The 25,862-nt window shown below is 64.1% G+C and carries 22 protein-coding genes; 17 read left to right on the top strand and 5 right to left on the bottom strand.

Going from position 1 to position 25,862, the window contains the following annotated elements; translation table 11 throughout:
• The first annotated feature begins 1 nt into the window (after position 1).
• From KTQ36_RS08465 to KTQ36_RS08455, 3 genes are all read left to right on the top strand, one after another.
• Positions 2-1,594, top strand: coding sequence for a peptide MFS transporter (locus KTQ36_RS08465; RefSeq protein WP_218633241.1), 1,593 nt, complete (start codon positions 2-4; stop codon positions 1,592-1,594).
• A 112-nt stretch (positions 1,595-1,706) separates the two neighbouring features.
• A complete protein-coding gene (locus KTQ36_RS08460; RefSeq protein ID WP_218633240.1) occupies positions 1,707-3,119 on the top strand; it encodes an amidohydrolase in 1,413 nt (470 codons plus the stop codon).
• A complete protein-coding gene (locus KTQ36_RS08455; RefSeq protein ID WP_218633239.1) occupies positions 3,116-4,411 on the top strand; it encodes an amidohydrolase family protein in 1,296 nt (431 codons plus the stop codon). Before KTQ36_RS08460 ends, KTQ36_RS08455 begins: the two co-directional genes overlap by 4 nt.
• Positions 4,412-4,418: 7 nt before the next feature.
• Here KTQ36_RS08455 and KTQ36_RS08450 read toward each other — a convergent pair whose 3' ends face one another.
• On the bottom strand, positions 4,419-5,849 hold the full coding sequence (locus tag KTQ36_RS08450) for an alanine/glycine:cation symporter family protein (RefSeq protein WP_345777692.1): 1,431 nt from the start codon (positions 5,847-5,849) through the stop codon (positions 4,419-4,421).
• A gap of 101 nt (positions 5,850-5,950) precedes the next feature.
• Between KTQ36_RS08450 and glmM the strand changes: the two genes are divergently transcribed.
• From glmM to folP, 5 genes are all read left to right on the top strand, one after another.
• A complete protein-coding gene (gene glmM / locus KTQ36_RS08445; RefSeq protein WP_218633238.1) occupies positions 5,951-7,291 on the top strand; it encodes a phosphoglucosamine mutase in 1,341 nt (446 codons plus the stop codon).
• Positions 7,288-8,475: a bifunctional hydroxymethylpyrimidine kinase/phosphomethylpyrimidine kinase gene (thiD, locus tag KTQ36_RS08440; RefSeq protein WP_218633237.1), complete on the top strand. Its 1,188-nt coding sequence runs from the start codon at positions 7,288-7,290 to the stop codon at positions 8,473-8,475. The genes glmM and thiD overlap by 4 nt, the downstream gene beginning before the upstream one ends.
• Positions 8,476-8,506: 31 nt before the next feature.
• The gene (locus KTQ36_RS08435) at positions 8,507-9,079 is read left to right on the top strand and encodes a ribonuclease HII (RefSeq protein ID WP_218633236.1); all 573 of its coding nucleotides are present in this window, start codon (positions 8,507-8,509) and stop codon (positions 9,077-9,079) included.
• A gap of 171 nt (positions 9,080-9,250) precedes the next feature.
• A complete protein-coding gene (locus KTQ36_RS08430) occupies positions 9,251-10,414 on the top strand; it encodes a site-specific DNA-methyltransferase (protein WP_218633235.1) in 1,164 nt (387 codons plus the stop codon).
• Positions 10,411-11,490 (top strand): dihydropteroate synthase, encoded by a 1,080-nt coding sequence (folP, locus tag KTQ36_RS08425; RefSeq protein WP_218633234.1) that lies wholly within the window; start codon positions 10,411-10,413, stop codon positions 11,488-11,490. Before KTQ36_RS08430 ends, folP begins: the two co-directional genes overlap by 4 nt.
• On the opposite strand, the gene KTQ36_RS08420 is transcribed toward folP, so the two are convergent.
• Positions 11,480-12,157, bottom strand: coding sequence for an SDR family NAD(P)-dependent oxidoreductase (locus KTQ36_RS08420; RefSeq protein WP_218633233.1), 678 nt, complete (start codon positions 12,155-12,157; stop codon positions 11,480-11,482). The genes folP and KTQ36_RS08420 overlap by 11 nt on opposite strands.
• A 33-nt stretch (positions 12,158-12,190) precedes the next feature.
• The gene (locus KTQ36_RS08415; protein WP_218633232.1) at positions 12,191-13,651 is read right to left on the bottom strand and encodes a sigma-54-dependent transcriptional regulator; all 1,461 of its coding nucleotides are present in this window, start codon (positions 13,649-13,651) and stop codon (positions 12,191-12,193) included.
• A gap of 138 nt (positions 13,652-13,789) precedes the next feature.
• Here KTQ36_RS08415 and KTQ36_RS08410 point away from each other — a divergent pair, with 138 nt between their 5' ends.
• Positions 13,790-13,939, top strand: coding sequence for an aa3-type cytochrome c oxidase subunit IV (locus KTQ36_RS08410; protein ID WP_218633231.1), 150 nt, complete (start codon positions 13,790-13,792; stop codon positions 13,937-13,939).
• Positions 13,939-15,063, top strand: a complete 1,125-nt coding sequence (locus tag KTQ36_RS08405; protein WP_218633230.1) for an NAD(P) transhydrogenase subunit alpha — start codon at positions 13,939-13,941, stop codon at positions 15,061-15,063. Before KTQ36_RS08410 ends, KTQ36_RS08405 begins: the two co-directional genes overlap by 1 nt.
• A gap of 466 nt (positions 15,064-15,529) precedes the next feature.
• On the opposite strand, the gene KTQ36_RS08400 is transcribed toward KTQ36_RS08405, so the two are convergent.
• Positions 15,530-17,827 carry an EAL domain-containing protein gene (locus KTQ36_RS08400; protein ID WP_218633229.1) on the bottom strand — a complete coding sequence of 766 codons (2,298 nt, stop codon included), beginning with the start codon at positions 17,825-17,827 and terminating at the stop codon, positions 15,530-15,532.
• A gap of 156 nt (positions 17,828-17,983) precedes the next feature.
• Here KTQ36_RS08400 and KTQ36_RS08395 point away from each other — a divergent pair, with 156 nt between their 5' ends.
• The 7 genes from KTQ36_RS08395 to apaG all read left to right on the top strand — a co-directional run bounded on the left by KTQ36_RS08395 (position 17,984) and on the right by apaG (position 24,561).
• On the top strand, positions 17,984-18,268 hold the full coding sequence (locus tag KTQ36_RS08395; protein WP_218633228.1) for an NAD(P) transhydrogenase subunit alpha part 2: 285 nt from the start codon (positions 17,984-17,986) through the stop codon (positions 18,266-18,268).
• The gene (locus tag KTQ36_RS08390; protein ID WP_345777691.1) at positions 18,268-19,728 is read left to right on the top strand and encodes an NAD(P)(+) transhydrogenase (Re/Si-specific) subunit beta; all 1,461 of its coding nucleotides are present in this window, start codon (positions 18,268-18,270) and stop codon (positions 19,726-19,728) included. The genes KTQ36_RS08395 and KTQ36_RS08390 overlap by 1 nt, the downstream gene beginning before the upstream one ends.
• A gap of 78 nt (positions 19,729-19,806) precedes the next feature.
• The gene (locus tag KTQ36_RS08385; RefSeq protein ID WP_218633227.1) at positions 19,807-20,523 is read left to right on the top strand and encodes an aspartate/glutamate racemase family protein; all 717 of its coding nucleotides are present in this window, start codon (positions 19,807-19,809) and stop codon (positions 20,521-20,523) included.
• A gap of 58 nt (positions 20,524-20,581) precedes the next feature.
• Positions 20,582-21,418, top strand: coding sequence for a glycoside hydrolase family 16 protein (locus KTQ36_RS08380; protein WP_218633226.1), 837 nt, complete (start codon positions 20,582-20,584; stop codon positions 21,416-21,418).
• Between the two features lie 39 nt (positions 21,419-21,457).
• Complete coding sequence (uvrC, locus tag KTQ36_RS08375) at positions 21,458-23,395, top strand: excinuclease ABC subunit UvrC (protein WP_218633225.1); 1,938 nt, start codon at positions 21,458-21,460, stop codon at positions 23,393-23,395.
• Between the two features lies 1 nt (position 23,396).
• Positions 23,397-24,125 (top strand): DNA repair protein RecO, encoded by a 729-nt coding sequence (gene recO, locus KTQ36_RS08370; RefSeq protein WP_218633224.1) that lies wholly within the window; start codon positions 23,397-23,399, stop codon positions 24,123-24,125.
• Positions 24,126-24,141: 16 nt separating this feature from the next.
• The gene (gene apaG / locus KTQ36_RS08365; RefSeq protein ID WP_218633223.1) at positions 24,142-24,561 is read left to right on the top strand and encodes a Co2+/Mg2+ efflux protein ApaG; all 420 of its coding nucleotides are present in this window, start codon (positions 24,142-24,144) and stop codon (positions 24,559-24,561) included.
• Here the strand turns inward: apaG and KTQ36_RS08360 are convergent.
• Positions 24,558-25,862 (bottom strand): UDP-glucose dehydrogenase family protein, encoded by a 1,305-nt coding sequence (locus tag KTQ36_RS08360; protein WP_218633222.1) that lies wholly within the window; start codon positions 25,860-25,862, stop codon positions 24,558-24,560. The two genes, apaG and KTQ36_RS08360, sit on opposite strands and share 4 nt — an antisense overlap.

The following is a 25,862-nucleotide window of genomic DNA, read 5'->3' as shown; positions in this document are numbered from 1 at the left end:
CATGGCCAATACAAACGCAGTCGCGGCCGCCGGACTGCCTGATGGCGACAGCGCGGGGACCATCCTGGGTCACCCCAAGGGGCTGTTCGTCCTGTTCTTCGCAGAGATGTGGGAGCGCTTTTCCTATTACGGGATGCGCGCCCTGCTCATCTTCTACCTCGTCCAGCACTGGATGTTCTCCGACAGCGAGGCATCGATCATCTACGGTGCCTACACCGCGCTCGTGTACATCGCGCCGGTCGTCGGCGGCTATCTGGCCGACCGCTGGCTGGGACAGCGAAAGGCGGTGCTGTTCGGCGCCGTATTGTTGACTTTCGGTCACTTCTTTATGGCCTTCGAGGGCGATGGAGGACAGGACGGCACGATCATCTACGTCTTCTGGCTCGCCCTCGCGCTGATCATCGTCGGCTCGGGCTTCCTCAAGGCCAACATCTCGGTGATGGTCGGACAGCTTTACCCGCGTACCGACATCCGCCGCGACCCGGCCTACACCATCTTCTACATGGGGATTAACGTCGGTGCGGCGCTCGGTTCGCTGCTCTGCGGTTATCTCGGACAGACCTATGGCTGGTCCTACGGCTTCGGTGCCGCGGGCATCGGCATGCTCCTGGGCCTGATCGTCTTCATGTGGGGCAAGCCGCTGCTCCTCGGCCGTGGCGAACCCAAGGATCCGGAAGCGCTCAAGGGCGGCAAGGAAATGGGCATCTACGCCCTTGGCCTCGCCATGGTGGCGCTGTGCTGGCTCGCGATCCAGTATCAGGACCTCGTCGGTTGGGTGCTCGCGATCTTCGGCCTCGGTCTGGTCGCCTACGTGCTCTACATCGCCGTCGCGCGGCTTTCGCCCGACGACCGTGACCGCATCTTCGCGGCCATGTTCCTGATCTTCGTGTCGATCGTCTTCTGGGCGCTGTTCGAACAGGCGGGCAGCTCATTGAACCTGTTCACCGACCGTCACGTCGATACGGGCGGTGTTCCGGCCTCGATGTTCCAGTCGATCAACGCGATCTACATCGTGCTCCTCGCGCCCGTCTTCGCGGCGCTGTGGACGTGGCTCGCACGCCGCGGTTGGGAACCCTCGACGCCGATGAAGTTCGGCCTTGCGGTGATCCAGGTCGGTCTCGGCTTCCTCGTCCTCGTGTGGGGCGCGCAGTCGGTCGGTCTCGGTGTCGCGACGCCGGTGATCTTCATCTTCCTCATCTACCTGCTGCACACCACGGGTGAGCTTTGCCTCTCGCCCGTCGGCCTGTCGGCGATGAACCGCCTGAGCCCGGCCCACATGGCCTCGCTCATCATGGGCACCTGGTTCTTCGCGTCGGCGACCGGCAACTTCGCCGCGGGCCTCATCGCTTCTGCGACGGGTGCCGAAGGCGTCGGCGAAGAAGCCGGCAAGCAGGTCGTGCTCGACGTCTATTCGACCGTCGGCTGGTACGCGATGGGCATCGGCGTGGTCGTCATGATCCTCGCGCCCTTCGTGAAGAAGCTGATGCACCTTGATACGCTCAAGGATGACGAAGACGTGCTCGAAGGCGAAGCCGGAGCGGGCATGGAAGCGATGGAGGCTGGGACTCACCCGACCACCAAGCCGACCCACTAGGATCGGTTCGCTTTTCGACGAACGGGGGCGGTGCAGCGATGCGCCGCCCCTTTTCCTTTGGGCATCGCTCGGGCATGCTCGATCCCGACATCGAAACGAACAGGGGCCGTACATGAAATCCATTACACGCGTTGCCGTGGGCGGGGCGCTTGCGCTCTCGCTCGTCGCTTGCGAGGCAGGCGAGGCCAAGGACACGAAGAGCGCGAGCGGCACCCCGCCACCCACCGCCTTCGATGACGATCCTTATCCTTCCACCTACCGCCCCTATCCCGGCACGCCGACCGCGATCGTCGGCGCGACCCTGTTCGACGGCGCGGGCGGGCGCATCGACAATGCCGTGATCTTCATGAGCGGCGGTAAAATCCGTTCGGTCGGCGGTCCCGACACGCCTGTCCCTGCGGATATTGCCGTGTTCGACGGCACCGGCAAATATGTCACCCCCGGCATCATCGACGTGCACAGCCACATGGGCAACTATCCCGCGCCCGGCGTCTCGCCCCACAGCGACGGGAATGAGGCGACCGGCCCCGCGACCCCCAACGTGTGGACCGAACATAGCGTCTGGCCGCAGGATCCCAGCTTCACCCGCGCGCTCGCCAATGGCGGCATCACCACCTTCCAGGTGCTGCCCGGTTCGGCCAACCTGTTCGGCGGCCGCTCGGTCACGCTAAAGAACGTGCTCGGTCGCCGCGTGCAGGACATGAAGTTCCCGGGCGCGCCCTACGGGCTCAAGATGGCTTGCGGCGAAAACCCCAAGCGCGTCTATGGCGACAAGGGCGGGCCGCAGACCCGCATGGGCAATATCGCGGTCACTCGCGAAACCTGGATCGCTGCACAGGAATATGACGCCGACTGGGACAAGTATGAAGCGGGCGACGGCGACATGCCCGGCCGCGATCTTGCCATGGACACGCTGCGCGGCGTGCTCGACGGCGACATCCGCATCCACAATCACTGCTATCGCGCCGACGAGATGAGCCTGATGATGCAGATGGCCAAGGAATTCGGCTATCGCGTCACCAGCTTCCAGCACGCGGTCGAGGCCTACAAGATCGCCGACCTTTTGCGCGAAAACGATGTCTGCGCGGCGATGTGGGCCGACTGGTACGGCTTCAAGATGGAAAGCTATGACGGCATCGTCGAGAACATCCCCTACGTTCACGCCGCGGGCGCTTGCGCCATCGTCCATTCGGACAGCGCCGACGGCATCCAGCGCCTGAACCAGGAAGCCGCCAAGGCGCTTGCCGCGGGCCGCCGACAGGGCCTCCAGATTACCGACGCCGAAGCCTGGCAATGGCTTTCCGCCAACCCCGCCAAGTCCTTGGGAATCTACGACAAGACCGGCAGCCTCGAGGAAGGCAAGATGGCCGATGTCGTTCTCTGGAACGGCAATCCCTACAGCATCTACACCCGCCCCGAAAAAGTCTGGATCGACGGCGCCTTGCTCTACGAGTCCAGCAACCCGACGCTGCGTCCGGTAACCGACTTCGAACTCGGCCAGCCCGGTGAAGGCGACGTGAAATGAAGAAGCTCATCCTTCTTACCGCCGCAGCCCTGATCGCCACCCCCGCCGCCGCCGACCCGGTCGCGGTCACGGGCGGCAAGCTCGTCATCGGTGACGGCAGCGCGCCGATCGACAATGGCGTCGTCCTCTTCGACGACGGCCGCATCATCGCCGCCGGCCCCGCCGGCTCGGTCACGATCCCCGCCGGTACCCGCATCATCGCCGCGCGCGGCAAGTGGGTCACGCCGGGCATCGTCGCGGGTTATTCGCGCATCGGTCTCGCAGAGGTCGATAGCGGTGTCGGCAACGTCGACGACACGGGAAGCGACGGCCCGTACAGCGCCGCGATCGATGTCAGCTATTCGATCAACCCCACCGCCACGCCCATCGCAGTCAGCCGTGCCGGCGGTGTCACCCGCGCCATCGTCTCGCCCGCCCATGGCGATTCCATGTTCAACGGGCAGGGCGCGGTCATCGATACGGGCAGCGACGGCAATCCGATCACCAAGGCGCGCGCCTTCCAGCATGTCGACCTTTCGGGCAGTGGGGCAGGCGCCGAAGGCGGCTCGCGTTCTGCCATGTATCTGCGCCTCGAAGATGCCTTCCGACAGGCCGCAGGCCGCGTCGTCATGGGGGACCGCCCGGACGACAGCACCTTCACGCAGGCCGATATCGATGCGCTCAAACCGCTCATCGCCGGCGAGCAGATCATGCTCGTCAATGCCGACCGCGTCATGGACATCCGCAACGCGCTCCGCCTCAAGGCGAAATATCCGCGGCTCGACATGGTGATCCTCGGCGCTGCCGAAGGCTGGATGGTCGCGCGTGAACTGGCTGCGGCGGGCGTGCCTGTCTTGGCTGATCCGCTGCTCAACCGACCGGTCAGCTTCGAGGCGCTCGCTGCGACCCAGTCGAACATTGGCCGCCTGCGCGCCGCCGGCGTCACGGTAGGTGTCGCTGCGACGCAGGACTTCATCAACCGAAACGGCCAGAACCATCGCCAACACGCGGGCAACCTCGTCGCGTTGACCAAGGTGCCGGGCCACCAGGGCGTGAGCTGGGAGGATGCCTTCGCGATGATCAGCTCGGCACCCGCCGCGATCATGGGGCTCGACGGCGAGATTGGCGAGCTATCGCGTGGTGCTCGTGCCGACGTCGTGGTCTGGTCGGGCGATCCGCTCGAGCTGATGAGCAATGCCGAGCAGGTGTGGATCGACGGGGTCGAGCAGAGCCTCGAAAACCGGATGACCCGCCTGCGTGATCGCTATCGCAGCCTCGCGCCGTCATCGCTTCCCAAGGCCTACACCAAATAGGCGGGCGCTACTCGACGTCAGTGCAGACTTTTCGCGCCCAGTAGTCGGCGAGCATCGCCTTCAACTCGGGCGCGAAAATGTAGAGCGCGATGATGTTGGGGATCGCCATCAGGAAGAAGGCGCTGTCGACGAAGCTGATGACGATATCGAGCGGGAAGATGGCCCCTGCCGGCAGCAGCAGGACGAACACCATCTTGTAGGTGAGCAGCGACTGCTTGCCGCTACCGAACAGGTAGCCCCACGCCTGACTGCCGTAGAAACCCCATGCGCACACGGTGGAGAAGGCGAACAGCACCACGGCAGTGGCGAGGAGCAGCGGCATCCACGGCGCGACGTCGGCGAAGGCCTGGCTGGTGATCGCGATATCTTCAAGCGTCGGGTCGAGCCACGTGCCCGAGACGACCAGTGCCAATCCGCCGAGCGAACAGATCACGACCGTATCGATGAACGGCTCAAGCAATGCGACCAGCCCTTCGCTGACCGGTTCGCGGGTGCGCGCGTGGACGTGCGCCATGACCGAAGAGCCCGTACCCGCTTCGGTCGAGAAGACCGCGCGCCGCATGCCAACGACGAACGCGCCGACCGCGCCGCCCGCAGCCGCTTCGCCGGTGAAGGCGTCGCCGACGATGGCGCCGAGCGCCGCAGGAATCTGGTCGAACCCCATGGCAAGAATGATGAAGATGCCGAGCAGGTAGACCGCGCCCATGGTCGGCACGATGGCGGACGTCACCCGGCCCAGCCACCGCGCCCCGCCAAAGATGACGAGCGCGGTGAAGAAGGCCAGCACGCAGCCGTAGATCAACGCTTCCGACTGACCGCTCCCGAACCCGAACGCGTTGCCCGCCTGCGCAAAGCTCTGGTTGACCTGGAACATGGGAAGCGCCGCAAACATGGCGAGGAAGGCGTAGAGGCCGCCCATCCACTTGCCCGCCGTCGGATAGCCACGCTGCGCCAAGCCGTTCTTGAGCGTGTACATCGGTCCGCCGCGAACCGTGCCGTCGGGCATTTCCTCGCGATATTTCATTCCCAGCGTGACCTCGGAGAATTTGAGCGTCATCGCGAACAGCCCGATGACGAACATCCAGAAGATCGCGCCCGGCCCGCCCATCGCAAGCGCGACGGCAACGCCCGCAATATTGCCGAGCCCGACCGTTCCCGACAGCGCGGTCGAGAGCGCCTGGAACTGCGTCATCTCGCCCTTGGCGCTGTCGTCGGCGAAGCGACCGCGCACGGTCTTCACACCATGCCCGAACCCGCGGATATTGATGAAGCCGAGATAGAAGGTGAAGAAGAGCATCGGCACGGCGAGCCAGATGACGATCAGCCCGATTTGCGTCCCGAACAATTCGACTTCGGCAAAGACGAGGTCCCCCAGTCCGGTAATCAGGCGCTCGGCCACGGGAAGGATGCCGCCGGCGGCGGTCAGCTGGCTTGTCACGAAAAAATCCCTCCCGGCGATCTGGTCCACGAAGCCTTAACCAAGGCGCTGCAATGTGCAATGGCGCTGACCAACGAGTTCAGCGTGAGGGAATGAGAAGAATGGGACGCAAGTTTTTCGGCACTGACGGGATCCGGGGGCGCACCAACGAGGCACCGATCACCGCAGCGATGGCGCTCAAGGTTGGGCAGGCCGCGGGGCAGCTCGCGCTGCGCGGCGACCATCGCCACCGTGTCGTCATCGGCAAGGACACGCGCCTGTCGGGCTATATGCTCGAGGGCGCGCTCGAGGCCGGTTTCACCAGCGTCGGGGTCGACGTCACGCTGGTCGGCCCGATGCCGACGCCTGCGGTCGCCATGCTGACCAAGTCGATGCGCGCCGATATCGGCGTCATGATCTCCGCCAGCCACAACCCGTTCGAAGATAATGGCATCAAGCTGTTCGGACCCGACGGCTACAAATTGTCGGACGAGGACGAGGAAGAGCTGGAGCGGCTGCTCGAGGCCGAGCCGGTGCTGGCACCGTCGGACAAGATCGGACGGGTCAAGCGGATCGACGATGTGAAGGGCCGCTACATCCATTTCGCCAAGGCGACCTTCCCCGACCGGCTGCGCCTCGACGGCATGAAGATCGTCATCGATTGCGCAAACGGGGCCGGATATAACGTTGCTCCGGCCGTGCTGTGGGAATTGGGCGCAGACGTCGTGTCGTTGGGCGTCGAGCCCGATGGGACCAACATCAACAAGAATTGCGGCTCGACCCATCCGCAGGCGATGCAGAACGCGGTCGTCGAACACGGAGCCGACATCGGACTCGCGCTCGATGGCGATGCCGACCGCCTGATCGTGTGCGACGAGAAGGGGACGATGATCGACGGCGACCAGCTGATGGCGCTCATCGCCAAGCGCATGCAGGCGGACGGCGAACTCAAGGGCGATGCGGTCGTCGCGACGGTCATGAGCAACATGGGGCTCGAACGCTGCCTCAAGGAAACCGGCATGGGCCTGACCCGTACCAAGGTTGGCGATCGCCATGTGCTCAAGGAAATGCGCCGCTCGGGTTGCAATGTCGGCGGCGAACAGTCGGGGCACATCATCCTGTCCGATCATGCCACCACGGGCGACGGGTTGCTCGCCGGCCTGCAGGTGCTCGCCGCCTTGGTCGAGGCGGAGCAACCGGCGAGCAAGCTGCTGCGCCAGTTTGACCCGGTGCCGCAGCTGCTGAAGAACGTCCGCTTCAAGGGCGGCGATCCGCTTGCCGCGGACAGCGTGAAGAAAGTCATCGAGGCCGCCGAGAAGGACTTTGGTTCGTCGGGGCGCCTCGTCATTCGCAAGTCGGGCACCGAACCGCTCATCCGCGTCATGGCCGAAGGCGATGATAGCGAGCAGGTGACACGCTGGGTCGACGAGATCTGCGCAAGCGTGGAGCAGGCGACGGCGTGACGATTGCGCGCATCCTTTGTATCGGCGGCTCCGATTCAGGGGGCGGCGCGGGCATCCAGGCGGACCTGAAGACGGTCACCATGCTTGGCGGTCACGGCATGACCGCGATCACCTCGGTCACTGCGCAAAATAGCGAAGGGGTCACCGGCATTCATGCCATCCCCGCCGAAATGGTGCTTGAACAGGTCGATGCCTGCATCACCGATTTCGGGGTCGATGCGATCAAGGTCGGGATGATCGGTAGCGCGCTCACCGCGCGACTGGTCGCCGAACGGCTCGAACAGTTGAACGTGCCCATCGTGGTCGATCCGGTGATGGTGGCGACGTCGGGCGCGACCTTGTCGGACGACAAGACGATCAAGGCGATGGAGGGACTGCTCAAGCTCGCCACGCTGGCAACGCCCAACACGCCCGAGCTGCAGCGCCTGTCGGGCAAGACCGACAGTATCGAAGGCGCATTGAGCCTGGTGTCGGCGCACGGCTGCGCGGTGCTTGTGAAGGGCGGTCACGAAGAGGGCGAAACGGTCGGCGATGCGCTGATCGAGGCCGATAACATGACCAGCTGGCAGGGCACGCGCATCATGACGCGGCACAGCCACGGGACCGGCTGTACGCTCGCCAGCGCGATCGCGACCTTCCTCGGGTCGGGCGCTAGTCTGTCCGAAGCGATCGATCGCGCGCGTGAATTCGTCCGGTTGGCGCTCTACGAAGCGCCGGGGATCGGGCGTGGTTCGGGGCCGATGGGGCATGGCCGCGTGCGGCTCGATGTCGGGATGGGGCAAGGCGCGGGGCCGCGGCTCAACCAGATCACCATCACCGGCAAGGATTACGCCAAGATGGTCGACTTCTACACCAAGCTCGGCCTGACGCAGATCGTGGATAGTCCCGACAACCAATATGCGCGCTTCGAAACGTCAGGTGGCGGAACCTTCTCGGTCCAGTGCGACCCGGAGGCCCCGAGCGAGGAAGTCTTCGCGGTCTATTTCGAATGCGACGATATCGACCAGCGGTGCGAGCGGCTGGCGCGCAAGGGACTGCCGTTCGAACATGCGCCGCGCAACCAGCCCTGGGGCTGGCGTGAAGCGCGCCTGCGCGATCCGCATGGCAACACCGTCTTTCTCTACAAGTCGGGCGAAATGCGGCGATATCCCGAATGGCGGATCAAGCCGGGCGAGAAGGGATAGACGCGGCGTCTCTGTTGCGTATTCTGACGACATGATCATTGCGGGGGTGGACGAAGCGGGCAGGGGCCCACTGGCCGGGCCGGTCGTAGCGGCGGCCGTCATCCTGTGCGGCAAGCAGATCAGGGGGCTGGGCGACAGCAAGGCGCTTAACGGCAAGTCACGCGCATCGCTCGAGGCACGCATCCTCGATCGCTGCCATGTCGGCGTCGGCATCGCGTCGGTCGAGGAGATCGACGCGCTCAACATCCTGCGCGCGACGATGCTGGCAATGACGCGCGCGGTCGCGGCGCTCGGCGTCGAGCCCGACGAGACGCTGATCGATGGCGACAAGACTCCCGATCGCTGGTGCGACGAGTGGCGCTGGCCCGCGCGCGCCATCGTGAAGGGCGATGCGAAGGAGCGCTGCATCTCCGCCGCCTCGATTATCGCCAAGGAAACGCGCGATCGGATGATGGCCGAGGCGGAGGTGCTGCACCCGGGCTACGGGTTCGGGCAGCATAAGGGCTATGGCACACGCGCGCATGTCGAGGCGCTGCGCGAGAAGGGGCCCTGCCCGCTCCACCGCCGCAGTTTCGCGCCGATCGCGCAATATTCGCTCATTTGAGTCTTTCGAGTCACACCACCAGATATTGAGTCTTGAGAGATTTGCCGGACTCAACATGTTGTGTTTTGAGTCGGTTTCGAGACGTCAATTCCAACCCTCTGGATTCGTTGAGAATCTTGACGGCGACTCGGCGAGGACTCATGGAGGTCATTCCACTTGGGAAAAGACCTGATGACCGAACTCACGCCGATCGAGGCATTTTGCGCCCCCCATCTCGCCCGCGTCGAGGAGCGCCGCCGCAAGGTGAAAGCGAAGAAGGTGCTGCCGCTCGACCAAATAGTCGAGGGCGACTGTATCGCGGCGATGGCGAAAATGCCCGACAAGTCGGTCGACCTGATCTTTGCCGACCCGCCCTACAATCTGCAGCTTGGTGGCGACCTGTTGCGGCCCGAGGGAAGCAAGGTCGATGCTTGTGACGACGAGTGGGACCGGTTCGAAAGCTTTGCCCAGTATGACGACTTCACCCGCGACTGGCTCGCCGAGGCGCGGCGCATCCTCAAGGATGACGGCTCGATCTGGGTGATCGGCAGCTACCACAACATCTTTCGCGTCGGCGCCACGCTGCAGGACATGGGGTACTGGATCCTCAACGACGTCGTGTGGCGCAAGACCAATCCGATGCCCAATTTTCGCGGCACGCGTTTCACCAACGCTCACGAAACGCTGATCTGGTGCTCCAAGGGCGAGAAGCACAAATATCGCTTCAACTATCGCCAGATGAAGGCACTCAACGACGACCTCCAGATGCGCAGCGACTGGACGATTCCGATCTGCTCAGGGGGCGAGCGGCTGAAGGATGAGGGTGGCGACAAGGTCCACCCGACGCAGAAGCCCGAGGCGCTGCTCTATCGCATCCTGCTCGCTTGCACGAAGCCGGGCGACGTGGTGCTCGATCCCTTCTTCGGCACCGGCACGACCGGCGCGGTAGCCAAGCGTCTTCAGCGCCGCTGGATCGGGATCGAACGCGAAGACGATTATATCGAAGCCGCGAAGAAGCGGATCGAAAGCGAAATGCCGCTCGACGAGAGCGCGATGACGACCATGGCCGAAAAACGCAGCGCGCCGCGCGTGGCGTTCGGAAGCCTGGTGGAAAGCGGCCTCGTGCCGCCGGGGACGGTCCTGACCGACGCCAAGCGGCGCTGGCAGGCCAAGGTCGGGCTCGACGGGTCGCTGGTGAGCGGCGACCACCAGGGCTCGATCCATCAAGTGGGCAAGAATTTGCAGGGTGCGCCCAGCTGCAACGGCTGGACCTTCTGGCAATATGAGGATGAAGGCGAGCTCAAGCCGATAGACGTCTTGCGCCAGCGCTATCTCGCCGCGCACAAGGGGGCATGACCCGCACGCTTCTTCGCCCCACGGGCTTCGTCGACAACCCTTTCGGCCATGACGGCAAGGTCGCGCGTCTCGCCGGCGGCCTGCTCTTCTTTGCGAGCGTGGAGGCGATCCGCCTCGACGACACAAACCGTGTCGCTGTACGCGAACTCTGGCCGGTCGAAATTATCGAAGATCGCTTCGACGAGGACATGGCGCAGCAATGGCAGCGCCTCACCGCGCCCCGTCCGTCACTCAAGCTTGGCGACAATACGATCACGCTCGACCAGCCGCGCGTCATGGGGATCATCAACGCCACCCCCGACAGCTTTTCCGATGGCGGAAGCTTCGAGGATTTCGACGCCGCCTGCTTCGCGGGCGCTGACATGGTCGGGGCAGGCGCTTCGATCCTCGACATTGGCGGTGAAAGTACGCGCCCGGGCGCGCAGACCGTGTGGGAAGGCGACGAGATCGAGCGCGTCTCTTCCATCGTCGAGCGCCTGGTAAAGGGCGGCAATGCGGTCAGCATCGACACGCGCAAGGCCGCAGTGATGGAGGCGGCGCTCGGCCTTGGCGCACATCTCGTCAACGACGTCTCGGCCTTAGGCTGGGACGAGCGGTCGATGGAGGTGGTCGCCAACGCAGGCGTGCCGGTCGTGCTGATGCACGCGCAGGGCGATCCACAGACGATGCAGGAAAACCCGCACTATGACGACGTGCTGGTCGACATCTGGCTGTGGCTCGAGGATCGCATCGCCAAGGTCGAGGAAGCGGGCATCGACCGCGCGAACGTCATCATCGATCCCGGCATCGGATTCGGCAAGACGCTCGCGCACAACCTCCAGCTCATCAACGGACTTGCGCTGTTCCACTCGCTCGGCTGCCCGATCCTGTTCGGGGCCAGTCGCAAGCGCATGATCGGCGCACTGTCGAACGAAGCGCCGGCGGACCAGCGCCTCGCGGGAAGCCTCGCGCTGGCTATCGCTGCGGCCAACCAGGGTGCGCAGATCATCCGAGTCCATGACGTGCCGGAAACGGTGCAGGCCCTGCGCGTCTGGCGTGGCCTGCGCGACCAGGCGCTGACACCGCCTAGAGCGTGAAGCCCCCGTCGCTGGTGAGCACCGCGCCGGTCATCGTGCCCGCCGCATCGCTCATCAGGAAGGCGACCTGCTCGGCGATCTCCGCAGCGGTGGCGTAGCGCCCGAGCGGCACGTCCGCGCCCATCTCGGCGATTTGCTCCGCACGATCACGCTCCGGGTCGAGCATCGGCTCCCAGATATTCGTATCCACCCCTCCCGGCGCGATGGCATTGACGCGTATTCCGCGCTTGGCATTTTCCGCCGCCGCGATCCGCGCCAGCTGGATCACCGCCGCCTTGGACGTGCCATAGGCCGCCGTCATCGGAACTGGCTTGAGGCCAGTCGCCGAAGCCGTGACGACGATCGACCCGCCGCGCTGCATCGCCGCGAGCGCCGCCTTGAGCGTCAGGAATGCCCCGTCGAGATTGACCGCCATCACCCGCCGCCACTCGGCAAAGTCGGTGTCGCCGATGAACGAGAAGCTGCCGATCCCCGCATTGACGACTGCGCCGGTAAGCGCCGGGAGGTCGAGCGTTTTCCAAAACTCGGGATCCGAAACATCGCCTTTGATGATGCCGTCGCCTGTCTGCTGGTCGACGAGGACCAGTTCCGCACCCATGTCTTGGAAGTGATCGGCACAGGCTTTGCCGATGCCCGAGGTAGCGCCGGTGATGAGGATGGTTTGCATGATTGAGGGCCTAGACCCTCAGTCGAGCCGCGATCAAGCCGCCGATGACGTATCGATGCCGAGGTCGCCGAGCTTGCGGTAGAGTGTAGAGCGACCGATGCCGAGCCGTTTGGCGACTTCGGTCATGCGTCCGCGATAGTGGCCGATGGCGAGACGGATGAGGTCGGCCTCGATATCGCCCAGCGTGCGGATATGCCCTTCGGCATCGAAGATGGTGACCGGGCCCGAGCCCGCCATCGCCTGGTCCGAACTCGCCTTGCTCAGCCCTTCGACCTTGTCGCTATGGCGACCGGTGAAGCGCGACTGGATCGCGATATGCGGGAAGTCGTCTGCGGTCAGGCTGTTGCCGTCCGAATGGACCGCGGCGCGGAACAACGCACCTGACAACTGTCGGAGGTTGCCCGGCCAGCCGTAGCGCATCAGCACCTGGAGCGCGTCATTGCCGATCGAGAGCGGGCGCATGCCCGGCTCTTCGGCGATGCGACCGAGGAAATGACGGGCGAGCGCGGGAATGTCGCTCGAGCGTTCGCGTAGCGGGGGCAGATGCACCTTGGTGCCGTTGACCCGCTCTGCCAATCCTTCGTGAAAATGCTCGTCCAGCTGTCGGCTGTTGGTGGCGATCACTCGGATATCGACGCTGTTCGAGCCATTGCATCCGACCGGGCGCACTTCGCCCGTCGCCAGCACGCGGTCGAGCGCGGCCTGCGTGTCGGCGGGCAGGGCGCCGATTTCCTTGAGGACGAGCGTGCCCTCATTGGCTTCGACGATGCGGCCGATGCGTTCGTTGAAGGCACCCGGGAAGGCGCCCGCGACATGGCCGAACAACTCGCTGTCGATCGCTTTGGCGCTGATCGCGTGGCAATTGACGACGACGATCGGACCTTTTGCGCGAAGGCTGGCGCCGTGGATGGCGCGCGCGACGGTTTCCTTGCCCGTCCCGCTCTCGCCCGTGATGATCAGCGGTAGGCGGTTACGCGCAGCCTTGGCCGCGACGGCGGAAGCCGAGCGGAATTCGGGGGTCGAACCGACCAGCTGCTCGAGGCTGAGGTCGGGTGCGAGCTTTTCCGACAGTGGCGCCAGCTCGCCCTTTGGGCGGCGGCGGTCGGCATGGGTGTTCAGCGCATCGAGCAACCGCTCGGGCGCGACCGGCTTGCCGAGAAAGTCCGAGGCGCCAGCGCGCATCGCGTCGACGGCGAGCTGGATCGATCCCTCGTCGGCCAGCACGATGATGGGAAGGCCCTCGCGCTCCTTGCAGAGCGCCTCGACAATCTGGCTGCTTTCCTCCCCGCGCCAGCTCGAAAGGATCGCGCAGCGGACTTCGCGTCCGTGCGGTCCCTGGAGCAGCGATAGGGCGGTCTCAAGATCCGATGCGCCCACCACCGACCAGTCGGCGCGGCTCGCGACGGATGAAACGACACGGCGCTCGTCGGCATTGCTGTCGACGAGCAGGAGCGATTTGGCGGACGTGTCCGCGAAGGGGCGGGCCTCTGTCATGTGTCCCGATATAGGTCAAATGGGTGAAATTGAGGTTAAGAACCAGGCCACCGTCGCGGCATCGATTTTTGCCCCTTTTGGCGCGGCGCGGGGCTTGTTAAGACAGCGCCGAACAATTTTTGCCTCGAAGGGGACATCATGGGCGACAACAAGGCGCACCCGACCGCGACCGAAATGGACTATCCGGCACACGAGAAGAACTATTCCGGTTTTCTCACGATGCTCAAATGGTCGATCATCGTCATCGCGCCGATCGTGCTCATTGTGCTGCTGCTGATCAGCGATTGATGAAAATCGCGGTTCTCGCTTCACCCGCCGACGAACCTCGCGTCGCGGCGATCCCGGAAACGGTGAAGAAGTTCACCGGACTGGGCGCCGACGTCGCGGTCGAGGCGGGGGCAGGCGAACGGGCCGGGATTTCAGACAGCGACTATCGCGAAGCGGGCGCCACGATCGGCGACCGTACGTCGGTGCTCAAGGGCGCCGGTGCGATCTTGGTCGTGCAAGGTCCCGATGCCGACGAGGTTTCGGGCATGGAAAAAGGCGCGCTGCTGATCGGCGCGCTCGATCCGGTCAATCGCGGTGACGCGGTCAAGGCTTACGCCGATGCCGGGCTGGAGGCGCTGGCGATGGAGTGGATGCCGCGCATCACGCGTGCCCAGTCGATGGACATCCTGTCGTCGCAATCCAATCTTGCCGGCTACAAGGCAGTGGTCGACGCCGCGAGCGCCTATGGCCGCGCCTTCCCAATGATGATGACCGCAGCCGGGACGGTAAGCCCTGCCAAATGCTTCGTCATGGGCGTGGGTGTCGCGGGTCTCCAAGCGATTGCCACTGCGAAACGACTTGGCGCACAGGTCAGCGCGACCGACGTTCGCTCGGCAACCAAGGAACAGATCAAGTCGCTCGGCGCCAAGCCGATCTTCGTCGAAAGCGTCGAGGGCATCGAAGGCGAGGGGAGCGGCGGCTATGCCGGCGAGATGTCGGACGAGTATAGGAAGGCGCAGGCCGAGCTCGTTTCCAGCCATATTGCCAAGCAGGACATCGTCATCACGACCGCGCTCATTCCCGGGCGTCCCGCGCCGCGCCTGATCTCGGACGAGCAGCTCAAGACCATGCGGACGGGCAGCGTGATCGTCGATCTCGCCGCCGAGGCTGGCGGGAATGTCGAGGGATGCGTTGCCGGGGAAACGGTCGAACGCCACGGCGTCAAGATCATCGGCGCCGTCCAGCTTTCGCGAACGCTGGCGGGCGACGCGTCTGCCTTGTTCAGCCGCAATCTCTACAATTTCCTCTCCGCCTACTGGGACGAGGAAAGCAAGGCTCCGGCCTGGCCCGAAGAGGACGAGATCCTGCCCGCCATCCGGCTTACCGAGGACGGCAAGGTCGTCAACGAGCGACTGACAAGCTGAAAATCAGGCTTATTCGGAGGGAGCGATTCGGCGCGAGTCGCGCCCGAGTCGGTTTGACTGATTGACGGGGACTGATCCGCCCCGGAATCCGTCATACGACTTGGCCGCTTCTTGCATCAAACTTGATGGTTTCAGGCGAGTAACGAGCTTGGTGTAGCCAATTCGTGCTGCCGTTAACTATATGACAGGCAACAAAAAACCCGGCCAAAGCCGGGTTAGTTGTTTGGATTGAGGTTGGACTTAACCGCCCGAACCCGTACCACCCCAGCCACCGCCGAGGAGCCATTCCCAAATACCCTTCTGGGTCTTCTTGATCTTCTTCATTTTCGTCCCCTGTGCATTGTGCGCAAAGAGCGCTGTAGGGGGACTTATTAACCTTAATGGACATGGTTAGCAAGCTATTAACCATGATTACGCAAAGCGCGCCCAAGTGCTCCTAAGAGAAGACCAAGTTGTAGTGAGGGTTTTACGCGACGTTACGCGCGCGGTCTCGTTGCAGGCGACGGCGTAGCTCTGCGATGCCGACGGGGCGCCCGACGGCATAACCTTGCGCGATGTCGCATTTCATCATGGTCAGCTGTTCCAGCACCTGGCTGTCCTCGACACCTTCCGCGACCACCTTGCGATCGAGCGAATGGGCGAGGGCGATCGTCGATTGCACCATGATGAGGTCCGAGCGATTCTCGCGCATCGATTTGACGAAGCTCTGGTCGACCTTGATTTCGCTCGCCGGGACCTTCTTCAGATATTCGAGCGTCGACAGGCCGGTGCCGTAATCGTCGATCGAGATCTGGACGCCTAGATCGCGCAGGCGCGCGAGCAGGTCGAGGTCGGCGCCGTCGCCCTCCATCGCGGCGGTTTCGGTCAGCTCGAGCACGAGCGCCTTGGCCGGCACGCCATAATGGGTCAGCCGCTCGACCACCCGGTCCGCAAGCGTTCGGTCGGACAGCATGCGCGCCGACAGATTTACCGCGACTGAGAAATCGGGCTCGGACTGCCGCAGCTGCGCAATTGCTTCGACCGCGCGATCAATGACAAAGTCGGTCAGCGCGCCGATCCGGTCATGTTGTTCTGCAGCGGCGATAAATTCGATCGGGCTGATCGGCCCTTTTTCGGGGTGGGTCCAGCGGGCAAGTGCTTCCGCAGACACAATCTTGCGATCCTTGAGGCGCATCTGCGGCTGGAAGGCGAGCCAGACCTCGCCATTCTCGATCGCCTTGTCGAGCTGGCTGAGCAGCGACAGTTTCCACGCCGCTTCCTGCTGGCGCGCGGGATCGTGATACTTCCACTTGATTCCCTCGTCCTCGGCCTCGTCGGCCGCGACCAGCGCCGAACCGAGACGGCTGGCGAGCGAGCGGCTCGACCCGACCTCGACGCCGAAGCTGACGGCAATGTCGTAAGGCTGTTCGTCGACGACGATCGGGCTGCGGAATAGCGCGTGCAGGGCTTCGAGATGGCTGCCGATCGCGGTGCGCGGTTCGGCGAACCATGCAAAGATTCCTTCGTCGCCCTGGTAGAGCTTAACATTGTCGGAGCGCCCCAGCGACAGGCGCGCCACGACCTGCTCGACGAAACGCTTTTCGCCTTGCGCGTTGAGCGTCGACACGATTTCCGCGAAATTGTGGATGCGCGCCGCGATCAGCGGCAGGTCCTTGCCGTCCTTGTCCGCCTTGAGCGCGGTGAGGTTAGGCAGGCCGGTCAGCGGATTGACCAGCCCGCGCGATTTGAACGAGCGATAGAAGAGCTGGCCGAACCCGACCACCAGCAGGAACATGCCCGGAATGATGTCGAAGAAGATCGAGTTGGCCTCCGTCGCGGTCGGCAGCACGAGATAGATGCCCAGAGGCGTCAGGAAGGCCGCGATCTGGATGCGCGGGTCCGAACGCAGGCAGGCAAGCCCGAACGCGATCATCGCGAGCAGGAAGGCGGGAAGCCATCCATATTCGACCGGAATGCCGGCCTTCAACGTCTCCGCTGCGAAGATCTGCACATAGACGCCGCCGACCCGGCCGTGGCCGGGCACGAACACCTGGTCACCGAGCTGGATCACGTTCGTGCCCAGAATAGCCGTCTTGCCGCGCAGCGCTTCGGGGTCGAAATCGCCGTTCAGGACGTCGAGCGCGCTGACCGTCGGAATGCTCGAAAACTTGATCGAATAATCGATCGGGAAGGTCTCACCGACCGGGCCATCGACCTTCGCCATCTTGGCCGCGAACGTGGGGTAGGTCTTGCCTTCAATCTCGTCGGCGAAGGCGAGGTTCCACACGGCGGTCTGGAAATTGAAATAGGCGTTGATCGAGCCGATGTCTGCGGCTTCCTGGAACTCGCTGTCGGGTAGCTGCAGCGTGCTCCCGGCCTTGATTCCGCGCTCTTCCAGCGCCGCGATGGTCACGTTGCCCGCGTCGGACATCGCCTTGGCCAGCGCAGCGTCCTCCGCAGGGGTCGAAGGGCCCGAAAAGACGACGTCGAGGAAGATCTGGTCTGCGCCGGCTGCCGACGCCTTGTTGATGATGTCCGCATATTGCGACCGCGGCCACGGGAAAGTGCCGGCATTCTCGATCGTCTCGCGATCGATTTCGATCAACACGATGTCGCCGGACGCTTCGGTCGGGTGCAACTTGTTGCGGATCGTGCGGCTGCCATCCTCGAGGGGTGCGCCCATGCCGGTCAGGCCGAAGACAAGCGCCGCCAGCACCGTCCAGAAGAACAGTTTGACGGGCTTCCCGCCGGCGTCGAGCGCCTTCTTCGTGCGGTTTGCGCGCATAAAGTCCCTTCGTTCAGAGACCCCTCTGCCAAGAAAAGGTTATTAAATCGGAAACTTCAATCCAGTTAACCGTCCGGTTCGGAGGGGAAATGCGGCCTCGACAGCGGCCCTCGGCCTTGCCATCAAGGGAATTCGGACGAGTATCGGGGGGCCGCAATGGACTTTATTTCCATCCTATCCATCTTCGTACTGGCCTGTTTCGTGGGCTATTACGTGGTCTGGTCGGTGACTCCGGCGCTGCACACACCATTGATGGCCGTCACCAACGCCATTTCTTCGGTCATCATCGTCGGCGGCCTGATCGCCGCGGTCGCAGCAGGGAACGAGGTCGCCAAGTGGCTCGGCCTCGTCGCGGTCTTCCTCGCCTCGATCAACATTTTCGGCGGCTTCGCGGTAACGCAGCGAATGCTCGCTATGTACAAGAAAAAGGAGCGTAAATAGTGACGCTCCTCATCGCTGCCGGCGCGGCCGCCGTCCCCGCCTGGGTCCTTCTCGCCTACCTCGTCGCCGGGGTTTGCTTCATCCTCGCGCTCCGCGGCCTTTCGAGCCCCGAAAGTAGCCGCCGCGGCAATATGTACGGCATGGGCGGCATGGCCATCGCGGTCGTCACCACGCTGGTCAGCCACGAGATCGCCTCGCTGCTAGAAGTCGGCATCGCCATCGGTCTCGGTGCACTGATCGGCCTGACCATCGCGCGCCGCATCGCCATGACCGCGATGCCGCAACTCGTTGCTGCCTTCCACAGCCTCGTGGGCCTTGCCGCCGTGCTGGTCGCGGCTGCGGCCTACGCGAACCCCGGCGCGTTCGACCTGCTCAAGGAAGTCGCCTCCGGGCCCATGCCGCGCTTCATCATCGACCCAATCAGCCGCGTGGAGATGGGGGTGGGTGCCGCCATCGGCGCGGTCACCTTCTCCGGATCGGTCATCGCCTTCGCGAAGCTCAACGGCAACATGTCGGGCGCGCCCATCTTGCTGCCCGCGCGCCATGTCATCAACTTCGGCATCCTCGGCGCGATCCTGGTCATCACCGCATTGTTCGCAATGACTGACCCGATCCCTGGCTGGATGTTCCCGACGCTCGTCGCGCTCGCCTTCCTCGTCGGCTTCCTGCTGATCATCCCGATCGGCGGCGCCGACATGCCGGTCGTCGTGTCGATGCTCAACAGCTATTCGGGCTGGGCCGCCGCGGCGATGGGCTTCACGCTCGGGAACACGGCGATGATCATCACCGGCGCGTTGGTCGGCAGTTCGGGCGCAATCCTGTCCTACATCATGTGCCGCGCCATGAACCGCAGCTTCATCTCGGTCATCGCCGGCGGCTTTGGCCAGGATAGCGGGGGAGGGGCCAGCGATGGCGCGCCGGCGATCGACCGCCCTTACAAGGCGGGTAGCGCCGACGACGCCGCCTTCCTGCTCCAACAGGCCGACCGTGTCATCATCGTGCCGGGCTACGGCATGGCGGTCGCGCAGGCGCAGCACGCGCTCAAGGAAATGGCCGACATGCTCAAGGAACAGGGCGTGGAGGTGAAATATGCCATCCATCCCGTCGCCGGCCGCATGCCTGGCCACATGAACGTGCTGCTGGCCGAGGCCAACGTGCCCTATGACGAGGTCTTCGAGTTGGAGGACATCAATAGCGACTTCGCGCAGGCCGACGTCGCCTTCGTGATCGGCGCGAACGACGTCACCAATCCGTCGGCCAAGACTGACAAGACGTCGCCCATTTACGGCATGCCCGTGCTCGACGTCGACAAGGCGCGCACGACGCTGTTTATCAAGCGGTCGATGGGCGGTGCGGGCTATGCCGGCGTCGAAAATGAGTTATTTTTCAAGGACACGACCATGATGCTCCTTGCGGACGCGAAGAAAATGGTCGAGGAGATTGTGAAGGCTCTCGACTGACGGGAGTCGCGAAATCGTTTCTGGGTTGAAGCCCCCAGCCGGTGCCCCCGGTTGTGGGCGCGTATCGGGGAGAGGGCTTTGAAGAAGCTAGGCATTATTGGCGGCACGAGCTGGAACAGCACCCGCCTCTATTACGATCATATCAATACGCTGGTGGCGCGCCGCATGGGCGGGCTGCACAGCGCTCGCCTGGTGCTCGAAAGCCTCGATCTTGCGCCCTATGCCGCGCTTCAGATGAAGGGGAAGACCGACGAGGCCGAAAAGCTGATCGTCGCGGCTGGCCTGTCGTTGTTGTCGGCAGGCGCGGAAGCCATCCTGATCGCATCCAACACGACCAATCGCTACGGTCCCGCCGTTGCGCGCGCGACGGGCCTGCCGCTGCTCCCGATCGCCGACCCGACCATCGCTGCGCTCAAGAAAGCCGGGCATCGCCGCATCGCGTTGCTCGGCACGCGTTACACCATGATCGAAGATTTCGGTCGCACACCCTACGAAGACGCCGGGCTGGATGTCGTCCCAATCGCCCCCGACTGGATCGCGACGGTCGACCGCATCATCTTCGACGAGCTCGCCAAGGGCGTCGTGCGGCGCGACAGCCAGCGTGCGTTCAAGACACTGTTCACCGAACTCGACCGGGCCAAGGTCGACGCGGTGGTGCTCGGCTGCACCGAACTGGTTCTCGCGGTCGATCCGCGCGCCAATGTCCTCCCGGTGTTCGACACGACCGAGCTTCATGCCCGGTCCGCGGTGGACTGGATGCTGTCGGACGAAGAGGGCGCCAAGCAGGCGGCGTGACAAGCTTGAAGCTTTGACCTAGGAAGACTGTGAACGTTCACAGACTTCGGGGCCTGGCATGCTTTTCACGCTTCTTTCCGCCGTTTTTCTCGCTGCCAACCCTGGCGAACGCGCGGTCCTGTTCGAAGACGGCTTCGATGCCGCAGAACTCGATCGGACCAAATGGAACGTCGAGGGCCCCGACTTTTGGGTGAATGACGAGGAACAGGTCTATGTCGACCTCAAGGAAACGATCTACATCTCGACCGAGGTCCCGGGTGCTGAGGGTGGCGCGCTCGTCCTGCAGCCGCGCTATTTCGAGGGCGTGAAGGTACCCGGCGTGCGCGAGGAAGATTTTATCTCGGGCCGCATCGACACGCGCGACAATTTCGAATTTCAATATGGTCGCGCGGAAGCGCGAATCCGCCTCACCGACCATGAAGGCGTCTGGCCCGCCTGGTGGTTGCTCGGCGACGGCGACTGGCCGTCCAAGGGCGAAATCGACATACTCGAATATGTCGGGGAGAAGGACTGGATCGGGGTCGCCGTCCACGGCACCGGCTATTCGGGCGACCAGGGGCCGGTGAACCGCTACTATTTCCGCGATGGTGAGAGTGTGACCGGCTGGCACGTCTATGGCGTCGAATGGTCGAAGGACGAGATCGTATTCGACGTCGACGGTGATGTGGCTTTCCGCGTCACGCGCCCGATGATCGAATATATCGACGACTGGCGGTTCGATAATCCGATGTACCTGATCCTCAATTTTGCCGTCGGCGGCGCCTATCCGCGCAAGGTCAACGGGATCGTCGACGAACCTTATGTAGGCCTGCCGCAGGAAACGGTTGACGCGATCAAGCGCGGCGAGCCCGCCATGTTTGTGGATTGGGTCCGGGTCACCGCGCCGGCGCAATAACCCTCGCAACTTCGCGCTCGGCTTCCTAGTTATGGAGGCGTGAGCAAAGCCGATCGTCCCGATACCCCCCGCTCGGAAGAGCGCTTCAACGAGGAGCGCGCGACCTATACGGTGAAAGGCGCCGACCAGCCCGACCTCGAGGCGGGTGTCGCGGCGATCCGCAACGTCCACAAGACGCTGCCCGCCCGGCCCGGTGTCTATCGAATGCTCGATGCGCGCGGTGACGTGCTCTATGTCGGCAAGGCCAAGGCGCTGAAGTCGCGCGTGATCAATTACACGCAGGTCGCCAATCTCTCCAACCGTCTCCAACGAATGGTGTCGCAAACCCGCGACATGACCATCGTGACGACCCGCACCGAGGCCGAGGCGCTGTTGCTCGAGGCGCAACTGATCAAGCGCTTCCGACCACCCTACAACGTGCTGCTGCGCGACGACAAAAGCTTCCCTTTCATCTTGCTGCGCAACGATCATGACTTCCCGCAGGTGCGCAAGCATCGCGGGCGCCGTCGGCCCATCGGCGATTATTACGGACCGTTCGCCAGCGCAGGCTCGGTGACCCGCACGCTCAACGCGCTCCAGAAACTGTTCCTGCTGCGCAGCTGCTCGGACAGCTACTTCGCCAATCGCGACCGGCCCTGCCTGCTCTACCAGATCCGCCGCTGCTCGGCCCCGTGCGTCGATCGCATTTCCAAGGAGGATTATGCCGAGCTCGTCGCCGACGCGAAGCTGTTCCTCGCGGGCAAGTCGACCGGCGTGCAGAAGAAGCTCGGCGAGCAAATGGCCGCTGCCGCTGAAAAACAGGATTACGAGCTTGCCGCCGTCTATCGCGACCGCCTGCGCGCGCTGACCTATGTGCAAGGGTCGCAGACCATCCACGCCGAGGGGTTGGGTGACGGGGACGTCTTCGCCATGGCGCAGAAGGCGGGCCAGACCTGCGTCCAGGCTTTCTTCATCCGTGGCGGCCAGAATTGGGGCCACCGCAGCTTCTTTCCCAAGGCCGCCAAGGACATGGACGCAGAGGAAGTGCTGAGCGACTTCCTGATGCAATTCTACGAGGAAGTGCCGCCGCCGGGTCGAATCCTCGTCGACCGCGACCTGCCCGAAGCCGCGTTGATCGCCGAAGCGCTGGGCGAACGGGCAGACCGCAAGGTCGAGGTCTCGAAAGGGCAGCGCGGCGCGCGGCGCAAGCTGGTCGAACAGGCGCAGCGCAACGCCGAAGAAGCGCTCGACCGCCGCATGGCTGAGAGCACGACGCAGGCCAAACTGCTGCGTGAGCTGGCCGACAAGTTCGAACTGGACGGCCCGCCCGACCGCATCGAAGTCTACGATAACAGCCACATTATGGGCACGGCGGCGACGGGCGCGATGATCGTCGCGGGCCCCGAGGGCTTCCGCAAGAACAACTATCGCAAGTTCAACATCAAATCCGCCGCCACTGACGACGATTCCGGCATGATGAAGGAAGTGTTGACCCGCCGCTTCGCGCGCCTCGCCAAGGAGGATCCGGATCGCGAGAAGGGCGACTGGCCCGACCTTATCCTGATCGACGGCGGCAGGGGTCAGCTTTCCGCCGTCATGGAAATCATGGCCGATGCCGGGATCGAGGACGTGCCCGTCGTCGGGGTCGCCAAGGGGCCGCACCATGGCCGCGAGGGCAGGGAGGTATTCCACTTTCCCGACGGGCGCGAGCTGACGCTGCCGACTAATTCGCCGCTGCTCTTCTACCTCCAACGGCTGCGCGACGAGGCCCACCGCTTCGCCATCGGCACCCACCGCGCCAAGCGCGCGAAGAGCTTCACCGGCTCCTCGCTCGATGACGTGCCGGGGATCGGCCCGACCCGCAAACGTGCGCTGCTGATGCATTTCGGCACGGCCAAGGCGGTGAAGGGCGCGGCGATCGAAGACCTCGAACGCGCGCCCGGCATTTCGAAGGCCATTGCGCGCCAGATCCACGACTATTTCCACCCGCGCGGCTGACGTGAGGATCCAGCTCGACGCCCTGATCCTCGCCACCCGCCCGCACGGCGAACATGGGGCGATCGTACGCATGATGAGCGAGGAGAAGGGGCTGGTCGCCGCCTACGTGCGCGGCGCGCGCGGACGTCGTCTCGGCCCCGTCCTCCTCGCAGGCAACGTCGTGAAGGCCGAGCTGACCGCTCGCAACGACACCCAACTGGCGCAAGGCAGCATCGAGCTCTCGCACAGCCGCGGCCCGCTTCTGACCGAGCCGCTCCCTGCCGCCGCCATCGCCTGGGTTAGCGCGCTGACCGCGTCCGCGCTGCCTGAAGAACAGCCATTCCCGCGCCTCCACGCCGCGCTGTCGGCGCTGTTCGACGCTATCGAAAACGCGCCCGCCGCCTCGAAATGGGGCACCGCGCTCGTCCGCTATGAATTGCTGCTGCTCAAGGAACTCGGCTTCGGGCTCGACCTCGATGCGTGCGCCGTCACCGGTGAGGTCGGCAATCTCGCTGTCGTCAGTCCCAAGACAGGTAGGGCCGTCAGTGCCGCCGCCGCCGAGCCCTATAAGGGCCAACTCCTTCCGCTTCCTCCATTCCTGGTCGAGGGCGGCAGCGCACCGCTCCCACAAATCCTCGACGGCCTCGCGCTCACCGGTCATTTCCTCGACCAGCATATCCTCGTCGACCGCAACGCGCGGCTGGCCGATGCGCGTGAGCGCCTCCTCAACCGCTTGCACGCTGCCGCCTGACGTCTATTGTCGGGTCATGACCGAAGGCCGACAGAAGAGCGCCAGCTCCATCCTCTTCCCATACGCGAAAACGACCGGTGCGCTCACCGTGCGCGTCTCGGTCAGCTACCTGCCCGAACAGTCGAGCCCCGCCGACCAGCGTTGGTTTTGGTCCTACCATATCCGGGTCGAGAATGACGGCGACCAGCCGGTCCAGCTCATCGCTCGCCACTGGAAGATCGAGGATGCCAACGGCATCGTCGTCGAGGTCTCGGGTGAGGGCGTCGTCGGCGACATGCCGGTCATCCCGCCGGGCGGCGACTATGACTATGTTTCGGGCTGCCCGCTCGAGGCGGAGAGCGGCTCGATGGAAGGGCACTACAAGCTGGTGTCCGCCGACGGGTCGATGATCACCGCCGACATTCCCGCCTTCAAACTCGAACTGCCCGTCGCCTAACGACCGACCGGATAGTAAGCGAGGCCCGCCCGCTCGGCTTCCTGGGTCTCGTAGATATTGCGCAAGTCGATGAGCGCATTGCCGCGCATGCTGTCCTTGATCCTGGCGAGGTCAAGTGCGCGGAATTCGTCCCATTCGGTCACGATGACCAACGCATCGGCGTCCTTGACGATCTCGACCGCGCTGTCGCCATAGTGGACGCCGTCGGGCAGCAATTTGCGCGCCTCGTCCATGCCGACCGGATCGAATGCCGCGACCTGTGCGCCTTGTTCGACCAGAGCCTTGACCAATGGGATGGACGGCGCATCGCGCATGTCGTCCGTGTTGGGCTTGAAAGTCAGGCCCAGCACTGCGACCCGCTTGCCCTCGACACTGCCGCCGAGCGCCTTGGCAACCCGGTCGACCATGGCATTCTTGCGGGTCTCGTTGACCTCGACCACCGACGTGACAATCCGGTTGACCACACCCGCTTCTTCGGCGGTGCGCAGAAGCGCCAGCGTATCTTTCGGGAAACAGCTGCCGCCGAATCCGGGGCCGGCATGGAGGAACTTGGGCCCGATCCGGTTGTCGAGCCCGATACCGCGCGCGACGTCCTGGACGTCCGCCCCGACCGCTTCGCACAGGTCGGCCATTTCGTTGATGAAGCTGATCTTGGTCGCCAAGAAGGCGTTGGCGGCATATTTGGTCAGCTCTGCCGTCCGCCGCGACGTGAACAGCATTGGCGCCCGGTTTAGGAAGAGTGGGCGGTAGATTTCCTTGAGCACGTCGCGCGCGCGCTCGTCCTCGGCACCGATCAGGATGCGGTCGGGATGCTTGAAGTCGGCGATCGCCGCGCCCTCGCGCATGAATTCGGGGTTGGAGGCGACGCTCGTTCCCTCGGGCGCGCCTTCTTCCTTCAGGATGCGCGCAATCTCATCCCCCGTGCCGACCGGCACGGTCGACTTGGTGACCACCACGACAGGTTTCTTGAGCATTGGCGCCAGTTCGCGCGTCGCTTCGTAAACGAAGGTGAGATCGGCATGGCCGTCACCGCGCCGCGAGGGCGTGCCGACCGCGATGAAGATAGCCTCGCTGCCCTCGAGCGCCTCGGCCAGGTCAGTCGTGAACCGCAAGCGTCCGCGCTCGCGGTTCTGCGCGACCAGCTGTTCCAGCCCGGGCTCGTAGATCGGGATGATGCCCTTTTCGAGGCTCTCGATCTTGCCATGATCCTTGTCGAAACAGGTGACGTCGTGGCCGAAGTCCGCAAAGCAGGTGCCCGAAACGAGGCCGACATAGCCGGTGCCGATGAGAGTGATTTTCAT

The organism is Sphingomicrobium clamense (assembly GCF_019264355.1).
GTDB lineage: Bacteria > Pseudomonadota > Alphaproteobacteria > Sphingomonadales > Sphingomonadaceae > Sphingomicrobium > Sphingomicrobium clamense.
This window is presented reverse-complemented; position numbering and strand designations above follow the sequence as displayed.

Bases quoted from the DNA above. Each gene is read 5' to 3' on its own strand.
- KTQ36_RS08465 (WP_218633241.1), top strand. From the start codon at position 2: ATGGCCAATACAAACGCAGTCGCGGCCGCCGGACTGCCTGATGGCGAC.
- KTQ36_RS08460 (WP_218633240.1), top strand. From the start codon at position 1,707: ATGAAATCCATTACACGCGTTGCCGTGGGCGGGGCGCTTGCGCTCTCG.
- KTQ36_RS08455 (WP_218633239.1), top strand. From the start codon at position 3,116: ATGAAGAAGCTCATCCTTCTTACCGCCGCAGCCCTGATCGCCACCCCC.
- glmM (WP_218633238.1), top strand. From the start codon at position 5,951: ATGGGACGCAAGTTTTTCGGCACTGACGGGATCCGGGGGCGCACCAAC.
- KTQ36_RS08435 (WP_218633236.1), top strand. From the start codon at position 8,507: ATGATCATTGCGGGGGTGGACGAAGCGGGCAGGGGCCCACTGGCCGGG.
- KTQ36_RS08430 (WP_218633235.1), top strand. From the start codon at position 9,251: ATGACCGAACTCACGCCGATCGAGGCATTTTGCGCCCCCCATCTCGCC.
- folP (WP_218633234.1), top strand. From the start codon at position 10,411: ATGACCCGCACGCTTCTTCGCCCCACGGGCTTCGTCGACAACCCTTTC.
- KTQ36_RS08420 (WP_218633233.1), bottom strand. From the start codon at position 12,157: ATGCAAACCATCCTCATCACCGGCGCTACCTCGGGCATCGGCAAAGCC.
- KTQ36_RS08415 (WP_218633232.1), bottom strand. From the start codon at position 13,651: ATGACAGAGGCCCGCCCCTTCGCGGACACGTCCGCCAAATCGCTCCTG.
- KTQ36_RS08410 (WP_218633231.1), top strand. From the start codon at position 13,790: ATGGGCGACAACAAGGCGCACCCGACCGCGACCGAAATGGACTATCCG.
- KTQ36_RS08405 (WP_218633230.1), top strand. From the start codon at position 13,939: ATGAAAATCGCGGTTCTCGCTTCACCCGCCGACGAACCTCGCGTCGCG.
- KTQ36_RS08400 (WP_218633229.1), bottom strand. From the start codon at position 17,827: ATGCGCGCAAACCGCACGAAGAAGGCGCTCGACGCCGGCGGGAAGCCC.
- KTQ36_RS08395 (WP_218633228.1), top strand. From the start codon at position 17,984: ATGGACTTTATTTCCATCCTATCCATCTTCGTACTGGCCTGTTTCGTG.
- KTQ36_RS08380 (WP_218633226.1), top strand. From the start codon at position 20,582: ATGCTTTTCACGCTTCTTTCCGCCGTTTTTCTCGCTGCCAACCCTGGC.
- apaG (WP_218633223.1), top strand. From the start codon at position 24,142: ATGACCGAAGGCCGACAGAAGAGCGCCAGCTCCATCCTCTTCCCATAC.
- KTQ36_RS08360 (WP_218633222.1), bottom strand. From the start codon at position 25,862: ATGAAAATCACTCTCATCGGCACCGGCTATGTCGGCCTCGTTTCGGGC.